General features: G+C 64.7%; 16 protein-coding genes, 1 tRNA gene and 1 pseudogene. 1 reads left to right on the top strand and 17 read right to left on the bottom strand.

What is annotated here, in order from left to right:
* The 5 genes from QOZ99_RS21900 to QOZ99_RS21920 all read right to left on the bottom strand — a co-directional run.
* On the bottom strand, nucleotides 1-96 hold a 96-nt coding region (locus tag QOZ99_RS21900), incomplete at its 3' end, for a GTP-binding protein (protein WP_244518008.1).
* A gap of 95 nt (nucleotides 97-191) precedes the next feature.
* Nucleotides 192-2,267 carry an elongation factor G gene (gene fusA / locus QOZ99_RS21905; protein ID WP_306892118.1) on the bottom strand — a complete coding sequence of 692 codons (2,076 nt, stop codon included), beginning with the start codon at nucleotides 2,265-2,267 and terminating at the stop codon, nucleotides 192-194.
* Nucleotides 2,268-2,294: 27 nt separating this feature from the next.
* Complete coding sequence (gene rpsG, locus QOZ99_RS21910) at nucleotides 2,295-2,765, bottom strand: 30S ribosomal protein S7 (RefSeq protein ID WP_183192169.1); 471 nt, start codon at nucleotides 2,763-2,765, stop codon at nucleotides 2,295-2,297.
* A 10-nt stretch (nucleotides 2,766-2,775) separates the two neighbouring features.
* Nucleotides 2,776-3,147 carry a 30S ribosomal protein S12 gene (gene rpsL, locus QOZ99_RS21915; protein WP_018390597.1) on the bottom strand — a complete coding sequence of 124 codons (372 nt, stop codon included), beginning with the start codon at nucleotides 3,145-3,147 and terminating at the stop codon, nucleotides 2,776-2,778.
* A gap of 483 nt (nucleotides 3,148-3,630) precedes the next feature.
* Nucleotides 3,631-4,305 (bottom strand): MarR family winged helix-turn-helix transcriptional regulator, encoded by a 675-nt coding sequence (locus QOZ99_RS21920; protein WP_306892119.1) that lies wholly within the window; start codon nucleotides 4,303-4,305, stop codon nucleotides 3,631-3,633.
* Here QOZ99_RS21920 and QOZ99_RS21925 point away from each other — a divergent pair.
* Entirely contained in the window at nucleotides 4,304-4,726 is a 423-nt protein-coding gene (locus QOZ99_RS21925) for an organic hydroperoxide resistance protein (RefSeq protein ID WP_306892120.1), read from the top strand. The genes QOZ99_RS21920 and QOZ99_RS21925 overlap by 2 nt on opposite strands.
* A 190-nt stretch (nucleotides 4,727-4,916) precedes the next feature.
* Here the strand turns inward: QOZ99_RS21925 and rpoC are convergent, their stop codons facing one another.
* The 12 genes and pseudogenes from rpoC to QOZ99_RS21985 all read right to left on the bottom strand — a co-directional run.
* On the bottom strand, nucleotides 4,917-9,107 hold the full coding sequence (gene rpoC / locus QOZ99_RS21930) for a DNA-directed RNA polymerase subunit beta' (protein WP_306892121.1): 4,191 nt from the start codon (nucleotides 9,105-9,107) through the stop codon (nucleotides 4,917-4,919).
* A gap of 131 nt (nucleotides 9,108-9,238) precedes the next feature.
* On the bottom strand, nucleotides 9,239-13,369 hold the full coding sequence (gene rpoB, locus QOZ99_RS21935; RefSeq protein ID WP_306892122.1) for a DNA-directed RNA polymerase subunit beta: 4,131 nt from the start codon (nucleotides 13,367-13,369) through the stop codon (nucleotides 9,239-9,241).
* A gap of 268 nt (nucleotides 13,370-13,637) precedes the next feature.
* Nucleotides 13,638-14,012: a 50S ribosomal protein L7/L12 gene (rplL, locus tag QOZ99_RS21940; RefSeq protein ID WP_306892123.1), complete on the bottom strand. Its 375-nt coding sequence runs from the start codon at nucleotides 14,010-14,012 to the stop codon at nucleotides 13,638-13,640.
* Between the two features lie 50 nt (nucleotides 14,013-14,062).
* The gene (rplJ, locus tag QOZ99_RS21945; protein WP_306892124.1) at nucleotides 14,063-14,581 is read right to left on the bottom strand and encodes a 50S ribosomal protein L10; all 519 of its coding nucleotides are present in this window, start codon (nucleotides 14,579-14,581) and stop codon (nucleotides 14,063-14,065) included.
* A gap of 477 nt (nucleotides 14,582-15,058) precedes the next feature.
* Nucleotides 15,059-15,763 (bottom strand): 50S ribosomal protein L1, encoded by a 705-nt coding sequence (rplA, locus tag QOZ99_RS21950; RefSeq protein ID WP_306892125.1) that lies wholly within the window; start codon nucleotides 15,761-15,763, stop codon nucleotides 15,059-15,061.
* Between the two features lie 4 nt (nucleotides 15,764-15,767).
* Nucleotides 15,768-16,214 carry a 50S ribosomal protein L11 gene (gene rplK, locus QOZ99_RS21955; protein ID WP_183192162.1) on the bottom strand — a complete coding sequence of 149 codons (447 nt, stop codon included), beginning with the start codon at nucleotides 16,212-16,214 and terminating at the stop codon, nucleotides 15,768-15,770.
* Between the two features lie 407 nt (nucleotides 16,215-16,621).
* Nucleotides 16,622-16,969, bottom strand: a pseudogene (locus QOZ99_RS21960) (ribbon-helix-helix domain-containing protein); the annotation flags it as partial.
* A 115-nt stretch (nucleotides 16,970-17,084) separates the two neighbouring features.
* Nucleotides 17,085-17,699, bottom strand: coding sequence for a DJ-1/PfpI family protein (locus tag QOZ99_RS21965; protein WP_306892126.1), 615 nt, complete (start codon nucleotides 17,697-17,699; stop codon nucleotides 17,085-17,087).
* Between the two features lie 179 nt (nucleotides 17,700-17,878).
* A complete protein-coding gene (gene nusG, locus QOZ99_RS21970) occupies nucleotides 17,879-18,409 on the bottom strand; it encodes a transcription termination/antitermination protein NusG (RefSeq protein ID WP_183192160.1) in 531 nt (176 codons plus the stop codon).
* Nucleotides 18,410-18,420: 11 nt separating this feature from the next.
* Nucleotides 18,421-18,618 (bottom strand): preprotein translocase subunit SecE, encoded by a 198-nt coding sequence (gene secE / locus QOZ99_RS21975; protein ID WP_183192159.1) that lies wholly within the window; start codon nucleotides 18,616-18,618, stop codon nucleotides 18,421-18,423.
* A gap of 180 nt (nucleotides 18,619-18,798) precedes the next feature.
* Nucleotides 18,799-18,875: transfer RNA gene (locus QOZ99_RS21980), tRNA-Trp, on the bottom strand.
* Between the two features lie 665 nt (nucleotides 18,876-19,540).
* A partial coding sequence (locus QOZ99_RS21985; RefSeq protein ID WP_306892127.1) for an EF-Tu C-terminal domain-related protein occupies nucleotides 19,541-19,660 on the bottom strand: 120 nt, incomplete at its 5' end.

The following is a 19,660-nucleotide window of genomic DNA, read 5'->3' on the forward strand; positions in this document are numbered from 1 at the left end:
GATCGCAGCCGTCAGCGACGTCTTGCCATGGTCGACGTGCCCAATCGTACCAATGTTGCAGTGAGGCTTCGAACGGTTGAACTTCTCTTTGGCCACGGGGCTCTCCGTCGGTCGATAGTCAATGATGAAACAAATCACTCGAAAGGATGGGGCCAACCCTTTGAAGTTGGCCCCGTTTCAGGTCAAGCGCATTACGCGTACTTGGCCTGCACCTCCTGAGCGACGTTCGACGGCACCTGCTCGTAGTGGTCGAACTGCATGGTGAAGGTCGCGCGGCCCTGGCTGAAGGACCGAAGCGTGTTGACGTAGCCGAACATGTTGGCGAGCGGCACCATCGCATTCACGACGTTGGCATTGCCACGCATGTCCTGGCCCTGGATCTGGCCGCGGCGGGAGTTGAGATCGCCGATGACCGAACCCGTGTAGTCTTCCGGCGTCACCACCTCGACCTTCATGATCGGCTCGAGAAGCACCGCACCGCCCTTCTGCAGGGCCTCGCGGAACGCCGCACGGGACGCGATTTCGAAGGCCAGAGCCGACGAGTCGACTTCGTGATAGGCGCCGTCGATCAGTTCGACCTTGACGTCGACCACCGGGAAGCCAGCCAGCACGCCCGAACCGAGCACGCTTTCCAGACCCTTGTTGACGCCGGGAATGTATTCCTTCGGCACCGCGCCGCCGATGATCTTGCTCTCGAAGGCGAAGCCCTTGCCGACTTCATTCGGCTCGACGATGAACTTCACGCGGGCGAACTGGCCGGTACCTCCGGTCTGCTTCTTGTGCGTGTAGTCGACTTCGGTCTTCTTGGTGATCGTCTCGCGATAGGCCACCTGCGGAGCGCCGATATTGGCATCGACCTTGTAGGTGCGCCTCAGGATGTCGACCTTGATGTCGAGGTGCAGTTCGCCCATGCCCTTGAGGATGGTCTGGCCGCTCTCAAAATCGGTCGACACGCGGAAAGACGGGTCTTCCGCCGCCAGCTTCGACAGGGCAATGCCCAGCTTCTCCTGGTCGGCCTTGGACTTCGGCTCGATCGCGATCTCGATGACGGGTTCCGGGAACTCCATCTTTTCGAGGATCACGGGCTTGGCCGGGTCGCACAGCGTGTCGCCGGTGCGGACTTCCTTGAGGCCGGCGAGAGCGACGATGTCGCCCGCATAGGCCTCCTTGATGTCCTCGCGGTTGTTCGCGTGCATGAGAAGCATGCGGCCGACCCGCTCCTTCTTGTCACGGGTCGAGTTGAGCAGGCCCATGCCGGTCTCGAGCTTGCCCGAGTAGATGCGGCAGAAGGTGATCGTGCCGACGAACGGATCGTCCATGATCTTGAACGCGAGCACCGACAGCGGGTCGGAATCGCTCGGGTTGCGAACGGTCTCTTCCTCGGTGTCGAAGTCGATGCCCTTGATCGAGCCACGATCGATCGGGCTCGGCAGGAAATCGCACACCGCGTCGAGCAGGGGCTGGACGCCCTTGTTCTTGAACGCGGAGCCGCAGAACACCGGGTTGAACACGCGGCCGATCACGGCCTTGCGGATGAGGCCCTTGAGGGTCTCCTCGTCCGGCTCGACGCCGTCGAGATACTTGGTCAGCACCTCGTCATCGAGTTCCACGGCGGCTTCGAGCAGCTTGCCGCGATACTCGATCGCCTGGTCCAGCAGCTCGGCCGGGATCTCTTCGTCGTGATACTTCGCGCCGAGCTCTTCATTGTCCCACACGACCGCCTTCATGCGGACGAGGTCGATGATGCCCTTGAAGTTGTTCTCGGAGCCGATCGGCAGCTGGCAGCACACCGGCTTGCCGTCCACGCGGTCGATGATCATCTCGACGCAGCGGAAGAAGTCGGCGCCGGTCTTGTCCATCTTGTTGACGAACACGATGCGCGGCACGTTGTACTTGTCGGCCTGGCGCCACACGGTTTCGGTCTGCGGCTCGACGCCCTGGTTGCCATCGAGAACGCACACGGCGCCGTCGAGCACGCGCAGCGAACGCTCGACTTCAATGGTGAAGTCGACGTGGCCGGGCGTGTCGATGATGTTCAGGCGCTTGCCGTGCCAGAAAGCGGTCGTCGCGGCGGACGTGATGGTGATGCCGCGCTCCTGCTCCTGGGTCATCCAGTCCATGGTGGCAGCGCCATCATGGACTTCGCCGATCTTGTGGCTCTTACCGGTGTAATAGAGGATCCGTTCCGTGGTCGTGGTCTTGCCGGCATCGATGTGGGCCATGATGCCGAAGTTGCGGTAGTCTTCGATAGCATTAATGCGCGACATTTCAGATCCTCGTCCCGGCTTTCGTCATCACCAGCGATAGTGAGAGAAGGCGCGGTTCGCCTCCGCCATGCGGTGGGTATCTTCGCGTTTCTTCACCGCGGTACCGCGATTGTTCGACGCGTCGAGCAGTTCGCCCGACAGCCGCTCAACCATGGTCTTCTCATTCCGCGCGCGGGCGGCGATGATCAGCCAGCGGATCGCCAGCGCCTGACGGCGCTCGGGACGAACCTCGACCGGCACCTGATAGGTGGCACCGCCAACGCGGCGCGAACGCACCTCGATGGCCGGCGACACATTGTCGAGCGCCTGGGTGAATACGCCCAGCGGCTCCGACTTGGCGCGGGTCTCGACGAGATCCAGCGCACCATAGACGATGGTTTCGGCGACCGACTTCTTGCCGTCATACATGACGGCGTTCATGAAACGGCTGAGCACCTCGGAACCGAACTTCGGATCCGGAGTGACTTCACGACGCTCTGCACGATGACGACGGGACATCGTTCAATCCTCACTTCGGCCGCTTGGCGCCGTACTTCGAACGACGCTGCTTACGATTCTTGACGCCCTGCGTATCGAGCACGCCGCGCAGGATGTGGTAGCGCACGCCAGGAAGATCCTTGACGCGGCCGCCGCGGATCATCACCACGGAGTGTTCCTGCAGGTTGTGCCCCTCGCCGGGGATGTAACCGATGACTTCATAGCCATTGGTCAGACGGACCTTGGCGACCTTACGAAGGGCCGAGTTCGGCTTCTTCGGGGTCGTCGTGTAGACGCGGGTGCAAACGCCGCGCTTCTGCGGGCTGGCCTGAAGCGCCGGAACCTTGTTCCGGGCCTTCTGGGCTTCCCGCGGCTTGCGGATCAGCTGGTTGATCGTCGGCACTTCTCTCGCCTTCGTCTCGCTGCGCCAGGACAGGAATGTCCCGCGCTAACCCAATTCCGCGGCTACAACCGCATGTGCTTCTCTCGACGGTTCGGAACCGACATCACGACATGTCGCCCATGGGCGATTCAGACTTATCTGCGAACGAAACAAGCGCCGCCGGCCATCTTCCTGGCCGAGGGCGCTTACCGTCCAGAGGATCGCGCGGATGCCGGTTAAGCCACCCACTTGCGCGATCATGCGCCTGATTTGGTCGTGCATGCGTCCCGGCAGCGTCTTGGAATTCTGTGTCCAGGCGAGACGCCCGAACGCGGTAAATCCAACCGCCTGCCGTGAAAGTACGTGGCTTCTACGCGCCGACTCGCCTTTCGTCAACCCCAAAGCGTGGATTGGCGAGGTAACAGGGGCGCGACAGCCCTTGACGACGTTAGATTTCACGCAATCGGGGCCGCGCGCAAGGATCTGCCGCCTCCACCTATCCGATCATCCGCGCTCGCCGCCATCTGCCCCCGGGTGCGGCGGGACATCCGGCCCAAGCGACGCGCTGAACGCCGCGCGAATCTGTACCATCTCGTCGCGCAGGCGGCTCAGCTGCGGAATCGTGGTTCCCGATGCGCAGAGAATCGCCGCGGGAATCGCCGCGGCCTTCTCCCGAAGCGCCCTGCCCGCTTCGGACAGGGAGACGATGAGCTGCCGCTCATTGGCGGGGTTGCGCCGGCGATGGATGAGCCCCTGCGATTCCAGCCGCTTGAGCAATGGCGTGATGGTGCTCGAATCCAGCAGGAGCCGGTCCGCCAGCCCGCCGACCGTCTCCTGGCGCTCCGCCCACAGCACGAGCATGACGAGATATTGCGGATAGGTGAGGCCGAGCGCGTCCAGCAGCGGTCGATAGCGACGCATCACCGCGTGAGCTGTCGAATAGACGGCGAAACAGAACAGGTCTTCGGGCCTCAAGGGCCCCTCGCTGGGGTTCATGGCCGGCTCCGGTTTGTCGCATTCATATGAGGTGCCTTGCACCCTTCGCGCAATGGTTTGTGCGATAACTTTTCGCTGGACAAGTGAACGCCAGGCCTCTACGCTATTTGTATCGCGAACGATTGATTGTTGCGCGATTGCCATTCTGGCGCAGGCGGCGCCATCGCTTGGAGTGTTCGCCATGAAGATCCTCTACAAGACCCAGGCTACCGCCACCGGTGGCCGCACCGGTTCCGCCGCCACCCATGACGGCGCGCTCAAGGTCGAGCTGGTCACGCCGAAGGAACTCGGCGGGCCGGGCGGCGTGGGCAACAATCCCGAACAGCTTTTCGCCGCCGGCTACTCCGCCTGCTTCCTCGGCGCCCTCAAGTTCGTCGCCGGTCAGCTGAAGATCAAGGTGGCCGAGGACAGCACGGTAACCGCCGAGGTGGGCATCGGCCCCCGCGATGATGGCGCGGGCTTCGGCCTGGATGTCGCGCTCACCATCGCTCTGCCGGGCATCGAGCGTTCGGTCGCCGAGGATCTCGTCGCCCGCGCCCATGTCGTGTGTCCCTATTCGCACGCGACCAAGGGCAGCCTCGACGTTCGCCTCGCGCTGGCCTGACGCGTTCTCTTCACACGGACCGGCCGCTTCTTCACTCGAGAACGCTCTGGCGGAAAGGGCCGCCCCTCACGGGACGGCCCTTTTTCGTGTCTGGTTCATGCGCTCTGGCGCCGAATAAAAAAGGGCCGCTCCTCACGGGGCGGCCCTTTCTGTCTGTCACGTCCCGATCATCGGGCCGTTGCCGGGCGGATCACTCCGCCGCGGCGGGACCTTCGAGCTGCGGCGCATTGCTGGCCACGTTGTCCTGCTCGTTCTGCGCCGTAATCAGGTCGTCGCGGGTCGTCGCGGTGACACGCAGCTTCGCCATCTGGGCGCCGGTACCGGCCGGGATCAGGCGACCGACGATGACGTTCTCCTTCAGGCCGGCGAGATCGTCCGACTTGCCGTTCACCGCAGCTTCGGTCAGCACCCGCGTCGTCTCCTGGAAGGAGGCGGCGGAGATGAAGGACCGGGTCTGCAGGCTCGCCTTGGTGATGCCGAGCAGCACCGGATGACCGGCTGCCGGCTTCTTGCCCTCGGCGATGAGCACCTCGTTGATCTCGTTCAGCTCGGAGGCGTCGATCTGCTCGTTGGTCAGCAGGTCGCTGTCGCCGGCATCGTCGATCTCGACCTTCTGCAGCATCTGGCGGACGATCACCTCGATATGCTTGTCGTTGATGAGCACGCCCTGCAGCCGGTAGACTTCCTGGATTTCGTTGACCAGGTAGGCGGCGAGTTCCTCGACGCCCTTGATCGCCAGGATGTCGTGCGGCGCGGGGTTGCCGTCGACGATGAAGTCACCCTTCTCGACGAGGTCGCCATCCTGCAGATGGATGTGCTTGCCCTTCGGGATGAGGTACTCGGCCGCATCATCGTTCGAGTCCTGCGGCTCGATCGAAACGCGGCGCTTGTTCTTGTAGTCCTTGCCGAAACGGATCGTGCCGGAGATTTCGGCGATGATCGCCGCATCCTTCGGACGACGCGCCTCGAACAGCTCCGCCACGCGCGGCAGACCGCCCGTGATGTCGCGGGTCTTGGCGCTTTCCATCGGCACACGGGCCAGCACGTCACCCGCCTTGATGTGCGAGCCCGGATCGGCGGAGAGAATCGCCTCCACCGGCAGCGTGTAGCGGGCATCACCGCCACGCTGCAGCTTCAGCACCTTGCCGTCCGGACCCTTGACCACCAGCGAGGGACGCAGCTCCGAGCCACGGCCGGTGCGCCAGTCGGTGACGACGCGCTTGGCGATGCCGGTCGATTCGTCGACCGTCTCGCTCAGCGAGGCACCTTCGACCAGATCCTCGTAACCCACCGTTCCCTCGACCTCGGTGAGGATCGGGCGGGTATAGGGATCCCATTCGGCGATGCGCTGGCCGCGCTTGATGCCGTCGCCATCATCCACCTTCAGCTTGGCGCCGAACTGGATGCGGTGCGCCGCCTTTTCCGAGCCGTCATGATCCATGATCAGGACGGACAGGTTGCGGCTCATCGCGATCAGCTCGCCTTCCGAGTTCCGCACCACGTTGCGGTTGCGGATCTTCACCGTGCCCTCGAAAGAGGCCTCGATGAAGGACTGCTCGGACAGCTGCGCGGCGCCACCAATGTGGAACGTGCGCATGGTGAGCTGGGTGCCCGGCTCGCCGATCGACTGCGCCGCGATGACGCCGACCGCCTCGCCCATGTTCACCGGCGTGCCGCGCGCCAGGTCGCGGCCGTAGCAGGTGCCGCAGACGCCGCTCTTGGCCTCGCAGGTCAGCACGGAGCGGATCTTGATCTCCTGCACGCCCGCCTTGCCGATGCGGTCAATGTCGGCCTCGTCCATCATGTGGCCGGCCGGCACGATGACATTGCCGGTCGCCGGCTCGATCACGTCCTCGGCCGCGGTGCGGCCCAGAACGCGCGAACCGAGCGTGGCGACGATGTTGCCCGCGTCGATGATGGCGCGCATGCCGATGCCGTTTTCCGTGCCGCAGTCACGCACCGTGATGATGCTGTCCTGCGCCACGTCGACCAGACGGCGGGTGAGGTAGCCCGAGTTCGCGGTCTTCAGCGCGGTGTCCGCGAGGCCCTTACGAGCGCCGTGGGTCGAGTTGAAGTATTCGAGAACCGAGAGACCTTCCTTGAAGTTCGAGATGATCGGCGTCTCGATGATCTCGCCCGAGGGCTTGGCCATCAGTCCGCGCATGGCGGCCAGCTGGCGCATCTGCTCGCGAGAGCCACGCGCGCCGGAATGGGCCATCATGTAGATCGAGTTGATCGGCTTGGCGCGGCCCGTCACCGGGTCGGTCTTCACCGCCGAAATCTCCGCCATCATCTCGTCGGCCAGGCGCGCGGAGCACTTGCCCCAGGCGTCGACGACCTTGTTGTACTTCTCGCCCTGGGTGATCAGGCCGTCATTGTACTGCTGCTCGTATTCCTTGGTGAGCGCACGGGTCTCTTCGACCATGTCCCACTTCTTGGAAGGCACCACCATGTCGTCCTTGCCGAACGAAATGCCGGCGCGGAAGGCGTTGGAGAAGCCGAGCGTCATGATGCGATCGCAGAAGATGACCGTCTCCTTCTGACCGCAATGGCGGTAGACGGTATCGATCATGTTCGAGATTTCCTTCTTCGTCATCAAGCGGTTGACGACGTCGAAGGTGGTCTTCGGGTTCTTCGGCAGCAGCTCGCCGAGCTTCATGCGGCCCGGGGTGGTCTCGTAGATCTTCGAGGCGCTCTCGCCGTTCTCGTCGACGCCGATGTACCGCCCCTTGATCTTGGTGTGCAGGGTGATGACCTTGGCGGCGAGCGCGTGGTCGATCTCGCCCATGTTGGCGAACGCCATGCCCTCGCCGGGCTCGTTGTCGCGCATCATGGTGAGATAGTAGAGGCCGAGCACGATGTCCTGCGACGGCACGATGATGGGCGCGCCGTTCGCGGGGTGCAGGATGTTGTTGGTCGACATCATCAGCACGCGGGCTTCAAGCTGCGCCTCGATGGACAGCGGCACGTGCACCGCCATCTGGTCGCCGTCGAAATCCGCGTTGAAGGCCGAGCAGACCAGCGGGTGCAGCTGGATCGCCTTGCCTTCGATGAGGGTGGGCTCGAACGCCTGGATGCCCAGGCGATGCAGCGTCGGGGCGCGGTTCAGCATCACCGGATGCTCGCGAATGACCTCGTCGAGGATGTCCCACACCTCGGGGCGCTCCTTCTCGACGAGCTTCTTCGCCTGCTTGACGGTCGCGGACAGGCCCTTCGCGTCGAGGCGCGAATAGATGAAGGGCTTGAACAGCTCCAGCGCCATCTTCTTCGGCAGGCCGCACTGGTGCAACTTCAGCTCGGGACCGACGACGATCACCGAACGGCCGGAATAGTCGACGCGCTTGCCGAGCAGGTTCTGACGGAACCGGCCCTGCTTGCCCTTCAGCATGTCGGCGAGCGACTTCAGCGGGCGCTTGTTGGCGCCGGTGATGACGCGGCCGCGACGGCCATTGTCGAACAGCGCATCGACCGCTTCCTGAAGCATGCGCTTCTCGTTGCGGATGATGATGTCCGGCGCCTTCAGCTCGATCAGCCGCTTCAGGCGGTTGTTGCGGTTGATGACGCGGCGGTACAGGTCGTTCAGGTCGGAGGTCGCGAAGCGGCCGCCGTCGAGCGGAACGAGCGGGCGCAGGTCCGGCGGGATGACCGGGACATGCGTCAGGATCATCCATTCCGGCTTGTTGCCGGAGAGCTGGAAGGCCTCGACGATCTTCAGCCGCTTGGCGAGCTTCTTCGGCTTGAGCTCGGTCGTCGCCTCGGCGATCTCCTTGCGCAGGTTGCCGGCGATCTTCTCCAGATCCATGCCGCGCAGAATCTCGCGGATGGCTTCCGCGCCGATCAGGGCGGTGAAGCTGTCCTCGCCATATTCTTCCTGAGCGCGCAGGTAGTCCTCCTCCGAGAGGAGCTGACGCTCCTTCAGCGGCGTGAGGCCCGGCTCGATGACGCAGTAATATTCAAAGTACAGGATGCGCTCGAGGTCCTTGAGCGTCATGTCGAGCAGCAGGCCGATGCGGCTCGGGAGCGACTTCAGGAACCAGATATGCGCCACGGGAGCGGCCAGTTCGATATGGCCCATGCGCTCGCGGCGCACCCGCGACAGCGTGACCTCGACGCCGCACTTCTCGCAGATGATGCCCTTGTACTTCATGCGCTTGTACTTGCCGCACAAGCACTCATAGTCCTTGATCGGCCCGAAGATGCGCGCGCAGAACAGGCCGTCACGCTCCGGCTTGAACGTGCGGTAGTTGATCGTCTCCGGCTTCTTGATCTCGCCGAAGGACCACGACAGGATCTTCTCCGGGCTCGCGATCGAGATCTTGATCTGATCGAAAGTGGGCGCGGGCGCCGCCGGATTGAAGAGATTCATGACCTCTTGATTCATCGCCGTCTCCTTCGGCTGGACCTCACCCCCGCCGCCGCGGATGGTGAATGTCGCTGAAAAGTCTGATCTTTGACGCGTAAGGCGCACGCGGGCGCGGCCGGAAAGGCAGCGCCCGCGGTCAGGTCATTGCGTCATTCGGCCGCCGGCAGGCTCTCGCCCGCGCCCGGCACCGCCGAGAGGGTCTTGGAGTTCATCAGCTCGACGTTGAGGCCGAGCGAACGCATCTCCTTCACGAGAACGTTGAAGCTCTCGGGAATACCCGCCTCGAAGGTGTCGTCGCCACGCACGATCGCCTCGTAGACCTTGGTGCGGCCCGCGACGTCGTCCGACTTCACCGTGAGCATCTCCTGCAGCGTATAGGCCGCGCCATACGCCTCCAGAGCCCACACCTCCATTTCGCCGAAGCGCTGGCCGCCGAACTGCGCCTTGCCGCCCAGCGGCTGCTGGGTGACGAGCGAGTACGGACCGATCGAGCGCGCATGGATCTTGTCGTCGACAAGATGATGCAGCTTCAGCATGTAGATGTAGCCGACCGTCACCTTACGGTCGAACTGCTCGCCGGTGCGTCCGTCGAACAGGGTCGACTGCGCCGACTTGTCGAGGCCCGCCAGTTCCAGCATGCGCTCGATATCCGCTTCGCGCGCGCCGTCGAAGACGGGCGTGGCGATGGGGACGCCGCGGCGCAGGTTCGAACCCAGCTCGACCAGACCCTCCTCGTCGAGCGAGGCGATGGTCTCGTCCTTGCCGTAGATGTCGCTGAACGCCTTCTTCAGCGGGGCGACATCATGGGCCGCACGATACTGCTCGATCGCCCGGTCGATCACCTTGCCGAGGCCCGCGCAGGCCCAGCCCAGATGGGTTTCCAGGATCTGCCCGACATTCATGCGCGAGGGCACGCCGAGCGGGTTGAGCACCATGTCGACCGGGGTGCCGTCCTCCAGGAACGGCATGTCCTCGACCGGGACGATGCGCGAGACCACGCCCTTGTTGCCGTGCCGGCCGGCCATCTTGTCGCCCGGCTGGATCTTGCGCTTCACGGCGATGAAGACCTTGACCATCTTCATCACGCCCGGGGGCATTTCGTCGCCGCGCTGCAGCTTCTCGACCTTGTCGAGGAACCGCTGCTCCAGACGCTTCTTGGACTCGTCGTACTGGTTGCGGATCGCCTCCAGCTCGCCCATCAGATGATCGTCGGCAACGGCGAACTGCCACCACTGGCTGCGCGGATAATCGGCCAGCACCGAACGGGTGAGCGCCGTATCCTTCTTGAAGCCCTTGGGGCCGGCGACGCCGACCTTGCCGTCGAGCATCTCGGCCAGACGGCCGAACACGTTGCGATCGAGAATCGCCTGCTCGTCGTCGCGGTCCTTGGCGAGCCGCTCGATTTCCTCGCGCTCGATCGCCTGGGCGCGCTCGTCCTTGTCGACGCCGTGCCGGTTGAACACCCGCACTTCGACGATGGTGCCGGTCACTCCAGGGGGAACGCGCAGCGAGGTGTCGCGCACATCCGCCGCCTTCTCGCCGAAAATGGCGCGCAGCAGCTTCTCTTCCGGGGTCATCGGGCTTTCGCCCTTCGGCGTGATCTTGCCGACGAGGATGTCACCCGCCTGCACTTCCGCGCCGATATAGACGATGCCGGCTTCATCGAGGTTCTTCAGCGCCTCTTCCGACACGTTCGGAATGTCGCGCGTGATTTCCTCCGGGCCCAGCTTGGTATCGCGGGCCATGACCTCGAATTCCTCGATATGGATCGACGAGAAGATGTCGCCCTTCGAGATGTTCTCGGACAGGAGGATCGAGTCCTCGAAATTGTAGCCGTTCCACGGCATGAACGCGACGAGGATGTTCCGGCCGAGCGCCAGGTCGCCGAGATCGGTCGAGGGACCGTCGGCGATGATGTCGCCCTTCTTCACCCGGTCGCCCACCCGCACCAGCGGACGCTGGTTGATGCAGGTCGACTGGTTGGAGCGCTGGAACTTCTGCAGCCGGTAGATGTCCACGCCCGACTTGGAGGCATCGGCCTCTTCCGTCGCGCGGATGACGATACGGGTCGCATCCACCTGGTCGATCACGCCGGTGCGACGGGCGCCGATGGCGGCACCCGAGTCACGGGCAACGATCGCTTCCATGCCGGTGCCGACGAAGGGCGCATCGGCGCGAACCAGCGGCACCGCCTGGCGCTGCATGTTCGAACCCATCAGCGCGCGGTTGGCGTCGTCGTTCTCAAGGAACGGGATCAGCGCCGCGGCGACCGAGACCAGCTGCTTGGGCGACACGTCCATGAAGTCGACGCGGTCCGGCGTGACCAGAAGCACGTCGCCGGCGTGACGGCAGACGATCAGGTCTTCCGTGAAGCGACCATCCGCGTCGAGCGGGATGTTGGCCTGCGCGACGTAGTACTTTCCCTCCTCCATGGCGGAGAGATAGACCACCTCGGCCTGCACCTGGCTGTCCTTCACGCGGCGATAGGGTGCCTCGATGAAGCCGTACTTGTTCACGCGGGCAAAGGTCGCCAGCGAGTTGATCAGGCCGATATTCGGGCCTTCCGGCGTCTCGATCGGGCAGATACGGCCGTAATGCGTCGGGTGCACGTCGCGCACCTCGAAGCCGGCGCGCTCGCGGGTCAGGCCGCCCGGTCCAAGCGCCGAAAGACGACGCTTGTGGGTGATCTCGGACAGCGGGTTGGTCTGGTCCATGAACTGCGAGAGCTGGGACGAGCCGAAGAACTCGCGCACCGCGGCCGCAACCGGCTTGGCGTTGATCAGGTCCTGCGGCATCACGGTGTCGATGTCGACGGACGACATGCGTTCCTTGATGGCGCGTTCCATGCGCAGCAGGCCGACGCGGTACTGGTTCTCCATCAGCTCGCCGACCGAGCGCACGCGCCGGTTGCCGAGGTGATCGATGTCGTCGATCTCGCCCTTGCCGTCGCGCAGCTGGACCAGCGTCTGGATGACCGCGAGAATGTCCTCGCGGCGCAGCACGCGCACCGTGTCCTCGGCGTCGAGGTCGAGGCGCATGTTCATCTTCACGCGGCCGACGGCGGACAGGTCGTAGCGCTCGCTGTCGAAGAACAGCGAGTGGAACATGGCCTGCGCGGAATCGAGCGTCGGCGGCTCGCCGGGACGCATCACGCGGTAGATGTCGAACAGCGAATCCTCGCGGGTGAGGTTCTTGTCGACGGTGAGCGTGTTGCGGATATAGGCGCCCACATTGACGTGGTCGATGTCGAGGATCGGCAGCTCGTCAAAGCCGAGATCGGCCAGCTGCTTCAGCATCTTGTCGGTGACTTCCTCACCGGCTTCGACATAGATCTCGCCGGACTGGGGGTTCACCAGGTCCGATGCCACATACTGGCCGACCATCTCCTCGTCGGACATCTTGAGGGCCTTGAGGCCCTTTTCGGCGAGCATGCGGGCCTGGCGGACCGTCACCTTCTTGCCGGCCTCGACCACGATCTCGCCGGTATCGGCGTCGATCAGGTCGGACACGGCCTTGTAGCCCTTCATGCGCTTGGGGTCGAACGGCATGCGCCAGCCGCCCTTGGTCCGCGTGAACGGCACCGTCTCGTAGAAGGTGTTGAGGATTTCCTCGCCATCCAGCCCGAGGGCGAACAGCAGGCTCGTCACCGGGATCTTGCGGCGACGGTCGATGCGCGCGAACACGATGTCCTTGGCGTCGAATTCGATGTCGAGCCAGGAACCGCGATAGGGAATGATGCGGGCCGCGAAGAGCAGCTTGCCCGAGGAGTGTGTCTTGCCCTTGTCATGGTCGAAGAACACGCCCGGCGAGCGGTGCATCTGGGACACGATGACGCGTTCGGTGCCGTTCACGATGAACGTGCCGTTCGAGGTCATCAGCGGGATGTCGCCCATGTAGACATCCTGCTCCTTGATGTCCTTGACGGACTTGGAGCCGGAATCCGGATCGACATCGAACACGATCAGGCGGAGCGTCACCTTGAGCGGCGCGGCGAAAGTCATGCCGCGCTGGCGGCACTCGTCCACGTCGTACTTCGGCGGTTCGAACTCGTAGCGGACGAATTCGAGCATGGCCGCGCCCGAAAAGTCCGAAATCGGGAAGACCGATTTGAAAACCGCCTGAATGCCGTCGTCCGCGCGCCCGCCCTTCGGCTCTTCGATCTGCAGGAACTGGTCATAGGATGCCTTCTGAACCTCGATGAGGTTCGGCATCTCGGCCACTTCCTTGATCTTGCCGAAAAATTTGCGGACCCGCTTACGACCGGTGAACGTCTGCGCCATGTCGCTCCTCGCTCCGTCCGAGTATCCGTCCGCGCCTGTCGCGCCTTGAGGCCGCATCTGCCCCAAGCGCGCCGACGCATGATCGCGCAACATTCAGACAAGGTTGCGGCGCTGCAGCGCCGACCTGTCCTCCGCCACGCGTCCGACGGCTCGCCGGACGACCCCCACCGGGATCGTCGGGGAAGCCGTCGGGCTTCCCGCCTGCGCCTCCGGCACCGCCGAAGGCAGCGGCCGCCGGCGAACCGGCGACCGCCTTCCGATCACATGATCACTTAAGCTCGACCTTGGCGCCGGCCTTCTCGATCTGCGCCTTGATCTTCTCGGCTTCGTCCTTGGTCACGGCTTCCTTGACGGCCTTGGGAGCGCCTTCGACCAGGTCCTTGGCTTCCTTGAGGCCCAGGCCGGTGATGGCGCGGACTTCCTTGATGACTTCGATCTTCTTCTCGCCGGCGGCGAGCAGAACGACGGTGAACTCGGTCTGCTCTTCGACAGCCGGCGCGGCAGCGCCAGCGGGAGCCGCAGCCACGGCCACGGCGGCAGCGGCGGAAACGCCCCACTTCTCTTCGAGGAGCTTCGCGAGCTCGGCAGCCTCGAGAACGGTCAGGGCGGACAGCTCGTCAACGAGCTTCGACAGGTCGGCCATTGTAATATTCCTTGAATTTCGGTTCGAACCAGTAACTTACCGGGAAAGCCTCACGCGGCTTCGTTCTCTTTGGCATAGGCCGCGAACACACGGGCCAGCTTCGCAGCCGGCGCAGTGCTGAGCTGCGCGATCTTGGTCGCCGGGGCCTGGATGAGGCCGACCAGCTTCGCACGCAGTTCATCAAGGGAGGGCATGGTGGCCAGAGCCTTCACACCATCCACGTTCAGGGCCGTGGTGCCGAACGCCCCGCCGAGGATCACGAACTTGTCGTGGGCCTTGGCGAAATCGACGGCAACCTTCGGGGCCGCAACAGGATCGCTCGAATAAGCGATAATGGTCGGCCCCTTCAGCAGGTTGCCGACATGTGCGACGTCCGAACCTTCGAGAGCAATCTTCGCGAGGCGGTTCTTGGCCACCTTCACAGACGCACCGCTCGCCTTCATCTGCCGACGCAACTTCGACATCTGGGCGACGGTGAGCCCGGAATAGTGGGCCACGACGACGACCGAAGTGTTCTTGAACACTCCGGACAGCGACGTGACGAGCTCTTCTTTCTGAGCGCGATCCACTTCACTTACTCTCCGGTGGCGAGGAAGGGGGACCTCCCCCGCCGGGTTTGCGCCTTGCCACACCTCGAAACCGAGGAATGGCGGTTAGAATCCTGTCCCCTTGGGACCGGTAAACCGGCCAAGGCGCTGGCTCGAGCCGAAATCCAAGTCCCGGTAAAACCGGAACCCGTCACGCGGTCGTACCCCGTCTATGCTGGCCCCCGGATCGGGATTAAGCCGCCTCTCGCGAAGCGACACCGGCAGTCTCGGACAGGACTTAAAGCCGGCAGGGCGAGCCCTGCCGGCCTCCTCGCCCGGTTTCATTCGGGCGAAAGCCTGGAATTTCGTCGTCACCGTCCCCGACTCGTCGCCGGGAACGAAACAGCCGATATAGAGTGTCGAATGGGATTTGTCACCCCCGGATCGTCCCGAGGGCTTGACAAATCCGGGCCGTCACGATCACAGCACCGCGACGGGCCGCCGTGATCATGCGCGGCATCAGCTGGCCGCCGAGAGCACCGAGCCGGGCTCGACCTTGAGGCCGGGGCCCATGGTCGAGGACACCGCGACGCGCTGGACATAGGTGCCCTTGGCGCCGGTCGGCTTGGCCTTGACCACCGCGTCGGCGAAGGCGCGGATGTTCTCGGCGAGCTTGTCGACCGGGAACGAGGCCTTGCCGATGCCGGCGTGGATGATGCCGGCCTTCTCGACGCGGAACTCGACGGCACCGCCCTTGGCGGCTTCGACGGCGCCCTTGACGTCCATGGTCACGGTGCCGACCTTCGGGTTCGGCATCAGGCCGCGCGGGCCCAGCACCTTGCCGAGACGGCCGACCAGCGGCATCAGGTCCGGGGTCGCGATGCAGCGATCGAAGTCGATCGTGCCGCCCTGGATGGTCTCGAGCAGATCCTCCGCGCCGACGATGTCGGCACCCGCCGCCTTGGCTTCATCCGCCTTGGCGCCGCGCGCGAACACCGCAACGCGCACCGTGCGGCCCGAGCCGTTCGGCAGGTTGCAGACGCCACGAACCATCTGGTCGGCATGACGGGGATCGACGCCGAGATTGAGCGCGACCTCGATGGTCTCGTCGAACTTGGCGGTGGAACGATCCTTGAGCAGCGTCAGCGCCTCGTCGAGGCCATAGAGCTTGACGGGATCGATACCTTCGCGCACCGCGCGAACACGCTTGGAAACATTGGCCATCAGCTCAACCAACCACCTCGAGGCCCATGGAACGGGCGGAGCCTTCGATCATGCGAACCGCCGCTTCGACGGTATCGCAGTTCAGATCCTTCATCTTCTGCTCGGCGATCTCGGCCATCTGGGCCTGCGAGATCTTGCCGATGAAGCCCTTGCCCGGGGTCTTGTGGCCCGAGCCCGGCTTCTTCTTGGTCGCGAGACCGGCCGCCTTCTTGAGGAAGTAGGAGACGGGCGGGGTCTTGAGCTCGAAGGTGAAGGAGCGATCCTGATACGCGGTGATCAGGACCGGAATCGGCATGCCCTTTTCCATCTGCGAGGTCTGCGCGTTGAACGCCTTGCAGAACTCCATGATGTTCAGGCCGCGCTGGCCGAGCGCGGGGCCGATCGGCGGCGCCGGGTTGGCCGAGCCAGCCGGCACCTGCAACTTGACGTAGCCAGTAACCTTTTTCGCCATGAGGCAACTCCTCGGCGTCGCGACTGCCGGTCGCAAACGCCAAAGCACGCCATCGCGACGGCTTCATCGCGGGCGGCGTCATGTGAGTGTCGCGGTCGCGGCATGAATTGGTCCCAGTTGGCGAACCGGGCATGCCTCCCGCGTATGGATGCGACTCCGGGGAGCCACGGCCGTTCGCATACAGCACTTCGCTGCCGAAGGGAAGACCTCCGGCTGCGTCCGAGACGGGCTGCTACCTCGCGCGAGACCGCTCAGGCGGCCGGCGAGAGGCTGCGCCGCCGGGCCGGGTCGGCGCGAGCCGTGTCTCTTCGCATCTCCCCGCCCCTGTCAGTCGGGGCCGCCGTCACGACGGGATGGCCCTCGTGCCGTTGCTCACCGCGTTCCTGACCGCGTTGCTCACGGCGTTCCTGGCCGCGCTTGGCCTCGCGGGCGAGAATCGCGTCGGCGTCGAGGCTGCGGATGGAGGTGCCGAGGTCGCGTGGCACGTCCCCTTCCAGTTGCAGCGAGAGGTAGCGACCGCAGCACACCCGCAGGAAGGAGGAGAAGTTGTCCACCTCGCCATGGGCGAAGGTGAGCTCCTCGTGCAACCTGGCGAGGAGTTGCGGCAGGCTCATGCCGTCCCGCCGGGCGATTTCCTCCAGCACCTGCCAGTAGAGGTTCTCCAGCCGCACGCTGGTGGAAAAGCCATGCAGGCGCACGGATTTCAGCCGCGTCTGCCACAGCTGCGGATCGGCCTGAATGAAGAGCTTGCACATGCAGCGCCTCCTGAACCGATGACGGAGCCACGCCCCGCCATCGGATGATAGACCGCTTCCGCCGCCACGCGAAGCGCGGCGTCGGCTTGCCCGCGGGTCACGGCAGCGGCGTGGGTCAGGCCGCCTGACGCGGCGCCGTAACCGTCTCGCCATGGACGATCGAGGTGCCGAGCACCGCGAGGAACTGACCGATCCAGGCAGGGTGCGCGGGCCAGGCCGGCGCGCTCACCAGATTGCCATCCGTCACCGCCGCGTCGATGGCGATGTCGGCATAGGTGCCTCCGGCCAGTTCCACCTCGGCGCGGCAGGCGGGATAGGCCGAACAGGTGCGCCCTTCCAGCACCCGGGCGCCGGCCAGCAGCTGCGCGCCGTGGCAGATGGCGGCAACCGGCTTGTTGGCGGCGAAAAAGTGCTGGACGATCTCGATGGTCCGCGCGTTCATGCGCAGATATTCCGGCGCGCGGCCGCCGGGCACCACCAGCGCGTCGTAACGGGCGGGATCGATATCCGCGAACGTGGCGTTGAGCGTGAAATTGTGGCCGCGCTTCTCGGAATAGGTCTGCGCGCCCTCGAAATCATGGATCGCGGTCGCCACGCTGTCGCCCGCCCGCTTGTCCGGGCACACCGCGTGCACCGTGTGGCCGACGGCCAGCAACGCCTGGAACGGCACCATGGTCTCGTAATCTTCGACATAGTCGCCGACGATCATCAGAATGCGTTTGCCTGCCATTCTATCCTCCCCTGGCGTGCCGCACCGTGCGGCCTTGGCTTGGGGATGAGGATAGAGCGCGGCAGCGCAGCCGGGGTGTTAACAGGCTAACGCGCCCGCCCGCGCAGCGCCGGACATGAAAAAGGCGCGGACCCTGCCGCGCCTTCGCATCCATACGTGACCACGGCGAGCCGCGGCGTTCAGACCTTCTCGACCTGCCCGAATTCCAGCTCGACCGGCGTGGCGCGACCGAAGATCGACACCGCCACCTTGAGCCGGGAACGGGCCTCGTCGACTTCCTCGACAATGCCGTTGAACGAGGCGAAGGGTCCGTCGGACACCTTGACGGTCTCGCCAACCTCGAAGCTGATCGAGGGCTTGGGCCGCTCGATACCCTCCTGCACCTGCTGCAGGATGCGCATCGCCTCCTTCTCGGAGATCGGGCTCGGCTTGTTGTCCGCGCCGAGGAAGCCGGTGACCTTCGGGGTGTTCTTGATGAGGTGGAAGGCCTCGTCGGTGAGGTCCATCTTCACCAGCACATAGCCGGGGAAGAACTTGCGCTCGGCATCGACCTTGCGGCCGCGGCGCACCTCGACGACCTTCTCGGTCGGCACCAGCACCTGCTCGAACAGATCGGTGAGACCGCGCTGCCCCGCCTGCTCGCGAATCGATTCGGCGACCTTCTTCTCGAAGTTGGAGTAGGCGTGGACGATGTACCAGCGCATGGGCATCGCGTCTCTCCTCACCGGCCGATCTGGAGGATCTGGGCGATCACGAAGCTCAGAACCTGATCGGCGACCAGGAAGAACAGCGAGGCTACCACGACCATGACGAACACCATCGCCGTGGTGATGAGCGTCTCGCGACGGGTCGGCCAGGTCACTTTGCGGGCTTCCGCGCGGACCTGCTGAAAGAACTCGACCGGGTTCGTCTTCGCCATCTTCGTCTCGAAACGCCTCTGAAGCGGGTGTCGCGCCATCACCTGCGAGTAGCCCGGATCGCCGCGAACGGCTCTCCGCGCCCGGATCGTCCAAAAAAGCGCGAAGCGGGCGTATAGCCCGCAAAGCGGCTCCGCGTCAAAGGACGTTTGCTGCCTTGCCTGCCACCCGGCGGTGAGGGGTGGCAGGAGTGGAGGGACTCGAACCCCCAACCCCCGGTTTTGGAGACCGGTGCTCTAACCAGTTGAGCTACACTCCTACGGCCTGCGAAGCAGGCGGGGCTCTTCCTAGTGTGACGCTTCTCATATGTAAAGAGAGGGAAGCGGCCCTTCCTGCTCACTCCACATCAACGCGCGCCGCGTCGGCCGCAGGTGAGGTGGCAGCGCCCGGCCCGCCTGCATTTCCGGCGCGCGGCGCAAGGGCGCAATCGCGATTCGCACCGGCGCCCGGCGCATTCTCGAACGTGCAGCGCGTGGTTGGCGGGTCGCCGCACATTTTAGCGAGATTCGCGAAACTGGCGCAGCGCCCGTCCGGTCCCCGGTAGCCCGGCCCGCCCTTGCAGCCACACCCCCGGCAGGCCGGGCGGTCGGGGCAGGCCGCCTGTGCCGCGGACGACAGGGCGATTGCCGCCGCGAGGACGAACCCGCCGAGGACGAACCCGCCGATCCGGAGACTCGGGTGGCGACGCGGGCCGCCGGCCATCGGGCGGCGGGCTTTCGGGGCACTCGGCATCACGGCTCGGAGACTCACGCTTGCAGCCTCGCGAGCCGGCGCGCGGGCATTCATCCGCCCGCCGGGCAGGGGTGCCGGCAGGGCGCCCACGAGGCCGGCAGCCGCATCTTGCCCGACCCACATGCAAAAAGGGAGCGCCGTGGAGCGCTCCCTTTCCTTGACGTGTTCAAAGAGCGGGCCGAAGCCCGCGCCTCACTCGATGATGGAAGCGACGACGCCGGCGCCGACGGTGCGACCGCCTTCGCGGATGGCGAAGCGCAGCTTCTCTTCCATCGCGATCGGCACGATCAGTGCAACGTCAACCGAGATGTT

Source organism: Ancylobacter amanitiformis (assembly GCF_030814815.1).
GTDB lineage: Bacteria > Pseudomonadota > Alphaproteobacteria > Rhizobiales > Xanthobacteraceae > Ancylobacter > Ancylobacter amanitiformis.